This window comes from Alphaproteobacteria bacterium SS10 (assembly GCA_019192455.1).
Taxonomy (GTDB): domain Bacteria; phylum Pseudomonadota; class Alphaproteobacteria; order TMED2; family TMED2; genus TMED2.
The window spans coordinates 1-13,653 of sequence record JAHCML010000016.1 but is presented as its reverse complement, the minus strand read 5'-3'; the positions used below and the strand labels follow the sequence as shown (position 1 = coordinate 13,653).

12 protein-coding genes are annotated in these 13,653 nt (G+C 57.3%); 8 read left to right on the top strand and 4 right to left on the bottom strand.

Annotated features, from left to right (window positions below; genetic code table 11):
* Nucleotides 1-1,228 (top strand): divergent polysaccharide deacetylase family protein (locus tag KI792_14705; protein MBV6634273.1); only part of this gene is annotated, 1,228 nt, incomplete at its 5' end.
* A gap of 8 nt (nucleotides 1,229-1,236) precedes the next feature.
* Here the strand turns inward: KI792_14705 and trpE are convergent.
* On the bottom strand, nucleotides 1,237-2,670 hold the full coding sequence (gene trpE / locus KI792_14700; GenBank protein MBV6634272.1) for an anthranilate synthase component I: 1,434 nt from the start codon (nucleotides 2,668-2,670) through the stop codon (nucleotides 1,237-1,239).
* 179 nt (nucleotides 2,671-2,849) lie between these two features.
* Entirely contained in the window at nucleotides 2,850-4,775 is a 1,926-nt protein-coding gene (locus KI792_14695) for a peptidyl-prolyl cis-trans isomerase (GenBank protein ID MBV6634271.1), read from the bottom strand.
* 205 nt (nucleotides 4,776-4,980) lie between these two features.
* On the opposite strand from KI792_14695, the gene tpiA reads away from it, so the two are divergent.
* The 4 genes from tpiA to kdsA all read left to right on the top strand — a co-directional run bounded on the left by tpiA (nucleotide 4,981) and on the right by kdsA (nucleotide 8,791).
* Complete coding sequence (gene tpiA / locus KI792_14690; protein MBV6634270.1) at nucleotides 4,981-5,748, top strand: triose-phosphate isomerase; 768 nt, start codon at nucleotides 4,981-4,983, stop codon at nucleotides 5,746-5,748.
* Nucleotides 5,749-5,894: 146 nt separating this feature from the next.
* Nucleotides 5,895-6,281, top strand: a complete 387-nt coding sequence (gene secG, locus KI792_14685) for a preprotein translocase subunit SecG (protein MBV6634269.1) — start codon at nucleotides 5,895-5,897, stop codon at nucleotides 6,279-6,281.
* A 51-nt stretch (nucleotides 6,282-6,332) separates the two neighbouring features.
* Nucleotides 6,333-7,958, top strand: a complete 1,626-nt coding sequence (locus KI792_14680) for a CTP synthase (GenBank protein ID MBV6634268.1) — start codon at nucleotides 6,333-6,335, stop codon at nucleotides 7,956-7,958.
* A complete protein-coding gene (gene kdsA / locus KI792_14675) occupies nucleotides 7,958-8,791 on the top strand; it encodes a 3-deoxy-8-phosphooctulonate synthase (protein MBV6634267.1) in 834 nt (277 codons plus the stop codon). The genes KI792_14680 and kdsA overlap by 1 nt, the downstream gene beginning before the upstream one ends.
* 2 nt (nucleotides 8,792-8,793) lie before the next feature.
* On the opposite strand, the gene KI792_14670 is transcribed toward kdsA, so the two are convergent.
* Nucleotides 8,794-10,056 (bottom strand): hypothetical protein, encoded by a 1,263-nt coding sequence (locus tag KI792_14670; GenBank protein ID MBV6634266.1) that lies wholly within the window; start codon nucleotides 10,054-10,056, stop codon nucleotides 8,794-8,796.
* An 80-nt stretch (nucleotides 10,057-10,136) separates the two neighbouring features.
* Nucleotides 10,137-11,231, bottom strand: a complete 1,095-nt coding sequence (locus tag KI792_14665; protein MBV6634265.1) for a hypothetical protein — start codon at nucleotides 11,229-11,231, stop codon at nucleotides 10,137-10,139.
* A gap of 138 nt (nucleotides 11,232-11,369) precedes the next feature.
* On the opposite strand from KI792_14665, the gene eno reads away from it, so the two are divergent.
* From eno to KI792_14650, 3 genes are all read left to right on the top strand, one after another.
* The gene (eno, locus tag KI792_14660; protein ID MBV6634264.1) at nucleotides 11,370-12,647 is read left to right on the top strand and encodes a phosphopyruvate hydratase; all 1,278 of its coding nucleotides are present in this window, start codon (nucleotides 11,370-11,372) and stop codon (nucleotides 12,645-12,647) included.
* A gap of 149 nt (nucleotides 12,648-12,796) precedes the next feature.
* Complete coding sequence (locus KI792_14655; GenBank protein ID MBV6634263.1) at nucleotides 12,797-13,072, top strand: septum formation initiator family protein; 276 nt, start codon at nucleotides 12,797-12,799, stop codon at nucleotides 13,070-13,072.
* A 242-nt stretch (nucleotides 13,073-13,314) separates the two neighbouring features.
* Nucleotides 13,315-13,653: hypothetical protein (locus KI792_14650; protein MBV6634262.1), on the top strand; the 339-nt coding region annotated here is incomplete at its 3' end.

The following is a 13,653-nucleotide window of genomic DNA, read 5'->3' as shown; positions in this document are numbered from 1 at the left end:
TGATCCCGTAAGACCCTCACATATCTGTATGTATTTGGCTGAAGAGCCCGCTATGGCCCCCTTGCACCTGCCTGAGGCAACATCCATCAACCTGTCCTGGCGTCGTTTGACGTTGATGCTGATGGTTGGCGTTGCCGTTGTGGCAACCGGTGCATTGGTTATGGGCAACGGCAGTCAGGCACGGGATATCGCCAGCGACCGGGACGCTAAACGTGTCGTTGTACCGATCATCGACCTCCGCCCACTTTCTGTTACCGCAGCACCGGTTGAAACACCTAGCAGCTCACCCGAAGAGGTTGCGTTAGCAGTGGATCCCGAACCTCCGGCTGCTAAGCCAGAGCCATTGTCAGTGGCGACAGTTGAGGCACCATCGGTTCAACCGGTGATCCCGGCGCCGGTTGAGGCCAAGCCAGCAGCCGCTGTCCCTGCTGAGAAGCTAGATGTTGCGGTGATTACGCCGCCGGCGGTTGAGCTGACACCTGCCTGGCAGCGATATGCAGTGCCGGTCGCCCTTGATAGTAATCGCCCCAAAATTGCGATTGTCATCGATGATCTGGGCTTGAGTAGAACCAGGACCGAGCGGACCATGGAGCTGCCAGCGCCGATGACGCTCGCGTTCCTGCCATATGCCGGCAATCTGGAGCAGCAAACCAACCGGGCCCGACGCCTGGGCCATGAGCTGTTAGTCCATGTACCGATGCAGCCCCTGGATGCCAAACAGGATCCTGGCCCACGGGCCCTTACCGTTGATTTGCCTAAGGATGAGGTGCTTCGCCGGTTGCGCCAGGCGCTCGGCAAGTTCGACGGTTATGTCGGGATCAATAACCATATGGGTAGCCGCTTCACGAGTGATACCCAATCGATGATGACGGTGCTTACCGAGCTGAAGCGCCGGGGGCTGATGTTCCTCGATAGCCAAACCTCGCCCAAGAGTGTGGCTGGCGATCTTGCCGAAAGCCTCGGCATGCCAGCAGCGCGCCGCAGTGTATTTCTAGATCATGAGATCGAGCCCGCAGCCATCCGACGTAGCCTTCGCCAGTTAGAAGCGGTTGCCCGCCATGTGGGTACAGCGGTCGGTATTGGTCATCCGCACCGGGAAACCTTGGAAGCCCTGGATGAGTGGCTGCCGACACTGGAAGAGCGTGGTTTCCAATTGGTACCGATCTCAACAATCGCGGCGATGCGTTCAGCTAAGACTGAAGAACAGGTTGCGGCGCGGGCCGAATAGCTGACGCGTTAAGCGTTACGAGCGATGGAGAGCGCTTCATCAGCGGCCCGGAACAGGGCGCGGGCCTTGTTCACCGTCTCATCATACTCTTTCTGCGGATCGCTATCCGCAACCACACCAGCGCCAGCCTGGACGTGCATCATGCCATTCTTCAGCACAGCGGTGCGGAGGGCGATACAATTATCCATGCTGCCATCGGCACCGAAATAGCCAACGCATCCGGCATAGATACCGCGCCGGGCAACCTCAAGTTCGTCGATGATCTCCATCGCTCGAACCTTTGGGGCACCGCTAACCGTACCGGCTGGGAAGCCGGCCATTAGGGCATCGAACGGATCGAGGTCACTACGCAGCGTGCCCTCAACATTCGAGACGATGTGCATGACGTGAGAGTAGTACTCAATCACCATCTGCTCGGTGACCTGAACACTGCCGATTTCGGCAACCCTGCCAACGTCGTTGCGCCCAAGATCAAGCAGCATCAGATGCTCCGATAGCTCCTTCGGATCCGCCAGGAGGTCATCGGCCAGGGCCTTGTCCTCTTTCGGTGTCCCACCCCGTGGGCGTGTGCCTGCTAGTGGGCGGATCGTGACCTTGCCATCACGAACCCGAACCAAGATCTCAGGGCTTGATCCAACAATGCTTAGCTCACCCAACCGTACATAGAATAGAAACGGTGATGGGTTTAACCGGCGGAGTGCGCGGTACAGATCAAAGGGCGGGAGTGGGAAGGGGGCAGAGAACCGTTGAGATGGCACGATCTGGAAGGCATCACCGGCCAGGATGTATTCCTTCGCCTTATCAACGGCGGCCTTGTAAGCGTCCTGCCCGGTATTTGAGACAGGCTCCACTTCGCCGGTTTCGTTACCCATGATTGGGTTGGGCGCCGGTGGTGATCGGCGCAGCAGTTTCAGTGCTGTTTGCAGTCGCTCGGCAGCGGCATCATAGGCGGCGCGGGCGGGCACATCGGTGGATGGCCGCAAGGGTGTCGCGATAGTGATGGTGCGATCGATATTGTCGAACACAGCAATCAGCGTTGGCCGCATCATCACCGCGTCATCCAGGTTCAGCGGGTCGGGATTATCATTCGGAATATCCTCAACCACCCGCACCATGTCATAGCCAAGATAGCCAAACAGACCGCCAGCGGTCATCGGCGGCAGGCCTGGCGGTGGCTCAATCCGGCTTTCGGCCAGGATGACACGCAAGCTCTCAAGCGCGGGCCGTTCATCGGCGTCAAACTTCGTCTCACCGAGATGGGGGCCGCGATTGATCTCTGGCTTTAGATCCCGGGCACGCCAGATCAGATCGGGGCGCAGCGCAATGATTGAGTAGCGGCCAATATTGGCCCCGCCCTCAACAGACTCAAAGAGACAGCAATGGGGCTCGCCATCGGCCAGTTTCAGGAACGCAGATACCGGTGTCTCGAGATCGGCAATCATCCTGGTCCAGAGCAGCGTCGCAGGCCCATCAGGCTGATATTGCGAGGCGACGGTATCAAAGTCTGGTTGGATCGACACGAGATGGGGCTTCCAGCCTAAGGCAGAGAAAAATGACGGGTAGGCAGCATAGCCGCCAACCCAGCGCGCGTTGTTAAACGCCAATTCGGATCAGATTGCGATCAATAACCGCCATGGGCAGGGATCGAGCCACCGGACTCTGGCGTGTGGAAGCTGTTCAGCACATTGTAATTGATCCGTGCCGGATAGCGCTGATCCAAAACCCGCTGATATTGGGATAGCAGGTCAAGTGACAGGGTTTCTGCGAGATCAACCCGCATCTCCTGAATCTGCACTGGATCAACAGCCTCACTGGCCACGCCCTCGATGCGGATAACCACCCAGCGGTCACCAATTCGAAGACGGTCAGTGTCACCCGGTTCAGTCAGGTCAAAGATCCCACGCAAAATGGCCGGGGCAATAGCGGTGTTGCGGTCGGCTCGGCTCAACTGTTGGACCTGTTGCACGGTGACCTGCTCTGGGTCGAGGCCAAGCTCAGTCAGCGCATCATTCCATTCGGCGCCGTCACGCGCTGCTTCATCAAGTTTGGCGGCCAGATCAGCAGCCACACGGCGGCGCTCAATCAGCTCCCAAAGGCCGGTCAGTTGGGTCTGAACCTCTTCCTTTGGCTGTGTATTGGCCGGTGTAACGCTGTCGAGGCGAACGGCGAGGTAGCCACCATTACTGCTCTCAAACAGTGGGCTAACTTCCCCAGGCTCAAGGTAGAATGCTTCCTCAGCAACAATGGACAGGCCAAAGGCTGGGGTTGCGGTGCCCACCGGCAGGGTCGCGTCCTCGGCGAGGCCATCTAAAGTGATCAGATTGATCTTTAGGGTCTCCGCAATCTCTTCAAAGGGCTGCTCGTCAATGAGCGCCTGATCAACCTCAGCGGAGAAGTCGAAGAGGGCGTCTGCTGCATTGCGCCGCTGAACCTGCTCGGTCAACGCCTCACGAACATCATCCAGGGGGCGGGTGCCTGCTTCTTGACTGCCGGTAAGGCGAACAATGTGGAGGCCCAGATCCGTTTCGATCGGTTCTGAGATTTCACCAACCTGCATTTCAAAGATGACATCAGCCATCTCTGGCAGCAGCGTTTCGCGCTCTGCCCAATCGACATCGGAGACAAAGGGCGCATTCTCAGGGAAGGCGGCGGCGACAATATCGCTAAGGCTGCTGCCCTCAGTGGCGGCGGCTAGCAGAAGTTCAGCCTGTTCAGCACTGTCGAGCAGGGCTTGTTCAAACCGGCGCCGTTCATCGACGCGGAAGCTATCGATCTGGCGATTGTATTCGGCCTGCAACTGCTCATCCGTGACGGTCACACGGTCAGCAACATCAGCGGGACCAAAGTTGAGGATGCTGACGGTCCGACGCTCTGGCGTGCGGAACGCATCCAGGTTCTGTTCATACAGAACATTTAACTCTTCTTCGGTTGGCTCACCCTCGACCGGTACATCAGCCTCACCCAGGGTGACGTAGCTTACATCCCGGGTACGGCCCTGAAATTCGGTGAGCACGTCCAGCATCAGGTTGGGTGCTTGAACACCGCTGATGACAGCCTGGCTCATCTGGCCACGGGTCATGTTGGCCTTAACCTGCTGGGCATAGGCTTCGGGCGTTAGGCCCGCCTGGTAGACGATGAAGTTAAAACGCTCACGATCAAAGTTGCCTTCCTCATCCTGGAAACCGTCATTGTTACGGATGATGGTGGCCAAGGCCTCTTCAGTTATCAGCACTTCCGAGTCGGTGGCAGCCTGCTGCATTTGGCGGCGAAGAATGAGGCGGGCGAGGGTCTCTTCCAATCGGCCTTCAGTCAGCGCTTGAACCCGATTTACAAACTGACCGGTGTTCCGCTGCTCTTCCGCCAAATCGAAGTTGAAGGTCTGATCAAGCTCTGCTGCCGTGATCTTGTAATCGCCCACCAACGCCGCATTGCTGTTACCAACCATACTGAAATCGGTGACACCGAAGCTGAGCATGCTGAGACCCATAAGGCTGAACAGCACGATCACAAAGATTCGGCCGATCCGATTTTCCATCAACTTACGCATGGCGTCTTGGTCTCAAACTCTGGCTAAAAGTGGGCTCGATTGGGCTCGAAAAATCCGCCGCTCACTCGGCTCCCCCTGGACCCGATGCGGCTGACCTGATAATAGGGGCGCATATCCACGCTTGCAACGGCTCAGCCTGCCGGAATCAGCGAGTTTTCGACTTTTTTCATCCCGTGCCGATGCACGTTCGTTAGAGGTAGTTCAAATGGCGTCCGCCAACCCCGCTTTTCTTATCGCCGGTAACTGGAAGATGCATGGCACGATGGCCATGGCCGACCAGCTGACCCAGGCTATTCAGCATGGCTTTAATCACGATCAGGTGAAGGTCGTGCTGTGCCCAACCAGCCTGCATCTAACCACGGTCGTGAAGGCAGCCGCTGGCAGCGGTATCGGCGTTGGGTCCCAGACCTGCCATACGGCTGAAACGGGCGCGCACACCGGCGATGTTGCGGCGGCCATGATTGCGGATGCCGGTGCCAGCTACGCAATCGTTGGCCACTCAGAGCGCAGAACCGATCATGGCGAAACTGATGAAATGGTGTGCGCGCAGGCTGAGGCCGCATTGGCTGCTGGTCTAACCCCAATCATCTGCATTGGTGAGACAGAAGCGGAACGGGATGCCGGTGAGGCCGAGGCTGTTGTGAAGAAACAAATCGCGGGTTCGATGCCAACCGACCTGACATCGGCTGATGTGATCCTTGCTTATGAGCCGGTTTGGGCCATCGGCACCGGTCGCACGCCATCAAATGATGACATCGAAGCGATCCACACTGTGATTGCTCAGGCCGCTGCGGGTGCGACCAGCGATAAAGCTGCGCCACGCATTCTTTATGGTGGGTCGGTTAAGCCTGGGAATGCTTCTGAAATCCTGCCGCTAAATGGTGTTGGTGGTGCCTTGGTTGGTGGTGCCAGCCTGAAGGCAGAGGACTTTTTGGGCATCCTCACAGCGGCGGCTGGGGTTGCTTCCAGCTAGCTAATCGCGCGGTGTTTTTGAGCTGATTTGATGCAGGGCAAAAACATCGCTGGCGTCTGTCGACGAAATCACTATTTTGTCGGTTCAGCCTTACAAAGCGTCTCTATGTAAAACGGCCCACGAAGAAGGGCCCGTCAGGTGTTGTTATGGAAACCGTATTGCTTGTCGTTCATTTGCTGCTCGCCGTGGCCCTCATCGGGGTCATCCTGTTGCAGCGCTCAGAAGGTGGCGGCCTTGGTATCGGCGGCGGCGGTGGTAGCTCGGCCGGTGCAGGTTTTGGCGGCATGATGTCCGCACGCGGCACAGCCAACTTCCTGACCCGCACGACCGCAATTCTCGCGGCCTCCTTTATGGCAACCAGCCTACTGCTCGCGATCATCGCCTCTGATGGTCAGGACACCGACTTCCTGGACCAAATTGAAGGTGCGGAGGTGTTCAATGACATTCGCACCGATGACCCAGCAGCCATCGAGCCTCCAGAGGACACTGAACCAGCGGTCGATGCCGGCCCTGAAGTCCCACTCTCAGAGTAAGTACCAGATTTAAGCCCGAACGCCCCGTAGCTAGAGAAAGAGCGATACACCATGGCCAGGTTCATTTTTGTGACGGGTGGGGTGGTCTCTTCACTTGGTAAAGGTCTTGGTGCTGCGGCACTTGCTGCCTTGCTCCAGTCCCGTGGCTTTAAAGTCCGGATCCGCAAGCTGGATCCCTACCTGAACGTCGATCCAGGCACGATGAGCCCTTACCAGCATGGTGAGGTGTTCGTGACCGATGATGGTGCTGAAACCGATCTCGACCTTGGCCACTATGAGCGCTTCACCGGCGTGTCTGCTCGTCAGGGCGATAACATCACCACCGGTCGCATCTATTCAGAGGTGATCGCCAAGGAACGGCGCGGTGACTATCTGGGTGCCACCGTTCAGGTCATTCCACATGTGACCGACGCGATTAAGGCGTTTATCGGCTCCGGCACTTCGGATGAAGACTTCATCATCTGTGAGATTGGCGGCACCGTCGGCGATATTGAGGGCCTGCCGTTCCTGGAAGCCATTCGCCAGTTTGGTAACGAGATCGGGCCAGAGAATGCCTTGTTTATTCACGCGACCCTGGTCCCGTATCTGGCGGCCGCCGGTGAGCTGAAAACCAAACCTACACAGCACTCAGTGAAAGAACTGCTATCAGTTGGTATTCAGCCACAGATCCTGATCTGCCGTTGTGAGCAACCAATCCCTGAGAGCGAGCGCCGCAAGATCGCACTGTTCTGTAACATTCGCCGTGAGCGGGTGATTGAGGCGCGCGATGTCGACACCATCTACGCCGTACCGATGACCTATCACGAGCAGGGCCTCGATGATGAGGTGCTGAAGTATTTTGAGATCGATGCCCCGCCACCGGACCTTAGTCGTTGGGAACAGGTGGTTGAGCGGGTGCGCCAGCCAGAGGGCGAAGTGAAGATCGCCGTCGTCGGCAAATACACGTCACTGCTTGATGCCTATAAGTCCCTGAATGAGGCCCTCGACCATGGCGGCATTGCCAACAATGTGAAGGTCAAAGTTGAGTGGATGGACAGCCAGATCTTCGAGCGGGATGACGCCGTCCAACAGCTTGAAGGTGTGCATGGCATCTTGGCCCCCGGTGGCTTTGGTGAGCGTGGTGCCGAGGGTAAGATCGAGGCGGCGAAGTTCGCCCGGGAACACAATATTCCTTACTTCGGCATCTGCTTCGGTATGCAAATGGCCATCATTGAGGCCGCGCGTAACAAGGCGGGCATCAACAGTGCTGGCTCGTCCGAATTTGGTCCGCTTGAGAACCCGGTTGTCGGCCTGATGACCGAATGGGAACGGGCAGGGGCCGTTGAACGCCGCAACAGTGCCAGCCCAATGGGCGGTACCATGCGCCTTGGTGCCTATCCTTGCGATCTGCTGCCAGGCTCAAAGGTTCAGGAAATCTATGGTGACGAACGGATCGAAGAACGTCACCGCCACCGCTATGAAGTGAACATCCACTTCAAAGAACAGTTGGAAGATGTGGGCGTTCGCTTCTCGGGCCTGTCACCAGATGGTCAGCTGCCAGAAATCATCGAGCTGCCGGATCACCCTTGGTTTATTGGCGTACAGTTCCACCCAGAGCTAAAGTCCCGCCCGTTTGAGCCGCATCCGCTGTTCACCAGCTTCGTCGATGCCGCCATCCAGCAGAGCCGGTTGGTCTAATGCCCGTACAGCAACGCGTTGTTAAAGTCGGCGATATTGAGATCGCCAATGATCGTCCATTTACGCTTATTGCTGGCCCATGCCAGCTTGAGAGCCGGGATCATGCCTTCGACATGGCGGGCGCGCTGAAAGAGCTAACGGCGCGTCTCGGCATTCCGTTCATCTATAAGACGTCCTTCGATAAGGCGAACCGCACCTCGGTGTCGGGTAAGCGTGGTGTTGGCCTTGATAAAGGCCTACCGATCCTCGCAGAGCTTCGTAAAGAGCTTGAGGTGCCGGTGCTGACTGACATTCACGGGCCAGAGCAATGTGAGCCTGTCGCTGCTGTTGTTGATGTGATGCAAATCCCAGCCTTCCTGTGCCGGCAGACCGACCTGTTGCTCGCAGCTGGTGAGACCGGTGCCGTGATCAATGTGAAGAAGGGGCAGTTTCTGGCCCCTTGGGATATGGGCAATGTGGCTGCCAAAATCGCAGCCACCGGCAACCACAACATCCTGCTGACCGAGCGGGGCGCCAGCTTTGGCTACAATACCCTAGTCTCGGATATGCGCTCGCTCCCAACCATGGCTGAAACGGGCTACCCGGTTGTCTTTGACGCAACCCATTCGGTTCAGCAGCCAGGTGGTAAAGGCACGTCCTCTGGCGGCCAACGTGAGTTTGTACCGGTGCTGTCCCGTGCGGCGGTGGCTGTTGGTGTTGGTGCGCTGTTTGTTGAGACGCACCAGGATCCCGATAATGCACCATCCGATGGGCCTAATATGGTGCCATTGGATGAAATGGAGCCGTTGCTCTCAAAGCTTCAAGATTTGGATCGCGTCGTTAAAGCAGCGTAAGCTCAGGCAGCTGGTGCTGGCACCATTGCCGGTTCTGGTGCTTCCGGCTCAGCCTTGCTCCGCCACCGCTTCAGATCGACGCTTGAGTGCCTGACCGGCGCGAACTTTGACAGTAAGTCTGCGGCTTCCGTGCGGCTTTCAACATTCTGAAATCGCTCTAGCGCGTCGGGTGTGACGATCTCTTGAATGCGCATCTGCTCAGTCAGGCCGATGAGATACATAACCTGACCGGCCCGCTGCTCCGTTGTTGGGCCCGCATATTTCTCATCATTCAAAGTGAGTTGGCCTGGCAGGGTCAGGTGATTAACCCCGTCGGGCATATCACCTAGCATCGCCAACTCATCAACCGAATGTTCCCAACGACTTAGGGATCGAACCCGCATCCGATCACCCATATCGTCCTGCGGAATAAACTGTCGCTCAGCGATCCTAATCAGAGCCTCGGCTGTCATCTTGATCAGCTGATCATCGTATTGGCCGATATAGCCAGTAAGGTCGAAGAACGCGTCATGGGCAGCGCGTCGAGCCCGGCCGTCATGGGCCGCAGCGGGGTCGGCCATCACAGCCGCTTCGAAGGCGATCTTCTGATGCTGGTCACCGCCGGACCGTTCCATCGCCGACCACATCCGATCATCACCGGCTTGCTTATTATCAAACGCAATCTGGATCGCGACCGCATTGGCAGCAGCTTCCAAATGGCGATTGGCCAAAATGCGATGGTCCAATTGGATGGTTAGGTCATCAACACTGTCTGGAAGCTGACGCAGCTGTTCGCCCAGTTTGGCTAGCTGCTGGCAATGGGTCAGTTCATGCGCGGTAGAGTTTGCCGCGGCACCAATGAACACATCGGGGTCAGCGGGCAGGGGATCGCTGCTGTTAAATGATTGCCGTCGGATGCCGTGATCATAGCTAGCGATGGCATCGGCCTGCAGGCGGGCAAAGTCAAAGTCTACGCCGCCGCTGCGGGCCGTCTTCAAAAGCGCTCGACCCAGGGGGCGTTTGGCCACCACATCCTGAACCGCCACAATGGCCCGCGCTTGGGCCCGGGGCAGGTCGTGTAAATAGCTATCTTTGGCGCTCAGGGTGATGGGCTCGCCATTTGGATTGGTCCAGCTAGCATGGCTGATAACACCACGAAGCGACAGACCAGCAGGCGCACTCGCGACACTCGCAATCGTGGCGTCATGGGCGCTTTGCCCATAGCCATCACGGCGGAGTTCGCCCAGCAGGGCGGCAGTTTCCGATGTTCGGGGCGGCTGTGTCATAGCGGGTTGGGAGAAAAGCGAGCTGACGTGTAAGCGGTACCCTGCGCCCAACTTTTGAAAGCCCAAATGGGTGATTTCGACTACCTATCCTGTAGGCTGCCGACGGTATCCCGGATGGTCGTTGTGATGATCTCTAGGCCCAGCTGATCAGCGAAGATCACGATGCCACCGAATAGGGCACCAATGGTCAGACCCGCCACGAGAGTTTCTGCGATGCCGAGCGGCTTACGCTCCAGCCTTGGCTTCAGGTCATTCTTCTCAAGATAGTCGGAATACACATCGCAAAGCGCGATCAAATAGAACGGGCGGATGAATACCTGAACGATGCCCGCGGCAATGATCAACGGCACCCCGGCAATCACTAACGCATGCACAAATTCACTGACGTCATCCAATTCACCGGCAATCGGATCAGCGTAAAGAAAGATCACAAGCGCACCCCCATAGGCCAAAATGCCGACGATCCAACACAGAGCAGAGTATCCAGCGCGAAGGGCCATCACCTCATAACCATTGTCCCGGATGAGGCGGAGTGAGTGCTTAAAGCTAGCGAGTAGGGAGTTACCAAGAACCAGGCTCGGCATCATGCCAGCGGAGGCAACCTTCCAGGCATAGTAGGCTATTTCAGCAATCGCCCGCTGAGCAGGGGTGGTGTCATCATCACTTTTCGGCAAACGATCCAGGATCCGACCAGCGGTGATATAGCCATCGGCAAAACTGTAGAACCAGATCGCAAAGGGGCGACGCCAGACAAGGCCAAGGCATTGGGGGATTGTTGACCGCCCGGTATGTCGCCTTAAGAAGTGCACCGCCACCATGCAGCCAGTCAAAATCCCTAGTGGCAGCGTGGCAGCTAAGATGCAGAAGATGCACCAGAGGGTGAACAGGATCTCACCTGGTGAGGTTCCTTCCTTCGTTGCCTCCTCAAACATCTCTTGCGGCATGAAGCCGACGCCCAGAACCCAGATCAGGTAAAAGCCCGCAATCACCAGCCATTGCGCCAGCGCGAAGACGATAAGTTCCTTCTCGGTGAATAGAAGGCTAAAGGCATAGCCAAGACGCTTACCAAGCTCACGCAGACCGGCACCCATACTGGGTCGCTCAACGTCTTTGATGACGGTGGCGGCACGGTCCCTGAACTTTGAGAGATTTCTGAAGCTTGTACGATTGGCCAAAGGTCAAACCAACTGCATAGCAAACCAATAGTTTAGCATCGCCCCGGTGCTGCTTGATTGCCCGTGCGAAACCGCCTATCACCACCTCGCCAAATAGGCACACCAGATAACAACAAATCAACCGCAGCGAGAGCCAAAATGAGCGCCATTGTCGATATCCACGCCCGCGAGATTCTAGATAGCCGTGGTAATCCGACGGTTGAAGTCGATGTCACCTTGGAAACTGGTGCAATGGGCCGGGCCGCCGTGCCGTCCGGTGCCTCCACTGGCACGCATGAGGCGGTTGAGCTGCGAGATGCTGATAAGGGCCGTTATCTCGGTAAGGGCGTGCAAAATGCCGTTGAGGCAGTGAATGGTGAAATCCAAGACACGCTGCTTGGCATGGAAGCGGATGAGCAGATCCTGATCGATGGCATGATGATTGCCCTCGATGGTACGGATAACAAGGCACGCCTCGGCGCCAATGCCATCCTGGGCGTCAGCCTGGCGGTCGCAAAGGCCGCTGCTGAAGACGCAGGCCTGCCACTCTACAAGTATGTTGGCGGTGCGGGTGCACGCACCATGCCTGTGCCGATGATGAACATCATCAATGGCGGCGCTCATGCCGATAACCCTGTCGATGTGCAGGAATTCATGGTGATGCCAGTAAGCGCGCCGAACATCGCGGAAGCGGTGCGTATGGGTGCAGAGATTTTCCACCACCTGAAGAAGCTTCTGTCAGCTGACGGCCTCGCCACCAATGTTGGTGATGAAGGAGGCTTCGCCCCCAACGTTGCCTCCACTGAAGACGCGATTGGCTACGTGCTGAAGGCTGTTGAGCAGGCCGGTTACCGCCCGGAAGAAGATGTAGCGCTGGCGCTTGATGCTGCCTCCACCGAGTTCTTCAAAGACGGCAAGTATGAGTTGGCGGGTGAGGGCAAAACCCTGGACCCGGCCGGTATGGTTGATTACTGGGCCGCACTGGTTGGCAAGTTCCCCATCGTCTCCATTGAGGATGGCATGGCCGAGGATGATTGGGATGGTTGGAAGCTGCTGACCGACAGCATCGGCGATAAGTGCCAGCTGGTTGGTGATGATCTCTTTGTCACCAACCCCGCGCGCCTGTCTGACGGCATTGCCAAAGGTTCGGCCAATTCGATCCTGGTTAAGGTGAATCAAATCGGTAGCCTGACCGAGACGCTTGAGGCAGTTGAGATGGCTCACAAGGCTGGCTTCACCGCAGTGATGTCCCACCGCTCTGGTGAGACGGAGGACAGCACCATCGCCGACCTGGCTGTTGCCACCAATTGTGGTCAGATCAAAACCGGCTCGCTCTCACGCTCAGACCGGACGGCGAAGTACAATCAGCTGCTCCGCATCGAAGAGACGTTGGGTCCAGCGGCGATCTATCCCGGTAAAGCCGTGTTCGGCGGGTAACATTTCGATCCAAATGAAGCCGATTCGCATGCCTGATTCGCGCGCGCGTTGACGCCTGGCCGATGGCATGATTCCATGGGGTCATGAGCACGCATCCACACCATCACGACCCGGCACCGCCAACCCGTTGGCGGGGGCGTCTGCGTGTCATGCTGCAGACGATCATCGGATCCGCCTTGATTGGTTATTTCGGTTATCACGCCATCCAGGGTGACAGTGGTTTCAGCGCTATGGTGGACCTACAAACGGATGTCGCCGCGCTGGATATTGAGCGTGAGGAATTGCGCGCTGAACGCACCGCATTAGCCCATCGTGCTGCCCTGCTTAGGGATGAGAGTTTGGACCCTGACCTATTAGAAGAGCGCATTCGAAGCGTGCTTCATTATGCCGGGCCAAGCGACCGCGTTATCGTTGGCGCAGATTGATTGCATCCTTGCATCAAGCTTTTGCGCGGGCCGACGAAATTTCCTTACGCACTGTCTCAACATCATAGAACCAGTTGATTCACATCAATGTTTCTTACGTTCCAACATGCAATGTTGCAGCGCCTAAGGGGTGAAAACGGTTTGCCCTAAAACGGTATTTCACGTACCTCTACCGCCAATAATCTAAAGCCGAACCTCATCGGCATGTCTTCAAAATAGCCAGTCCGTTTCGGGAGGACTTCATGGCAACGCGTAGCAGCACCGCATCCGCGAAAAAGGCGAGCACGACCAAATCACGCTCGACCAAGACGACAGCGTCAAAATCAACCGCAGCAAAATCGACAGCCCGTAAGGCACCTGCGAAATCGGCAGCGGCGAAGCCTGCGGCCGCAAAGTCAGCAGCAGCGAGAAAGCCAGCAGCTAAGACAACGCGGCGTGCCAGCTCGACGCGCAAGAATGCAGCAGCGACCGCCAAGAAGGCACCATCACGTAGCCGTTCGACGACACGGAAGCGCAGCAATGATGAGCTGCTGAAGCTTTACAAGGACATGCAGGCAGCGCGGCGGCCAAGGCGCCGCTCG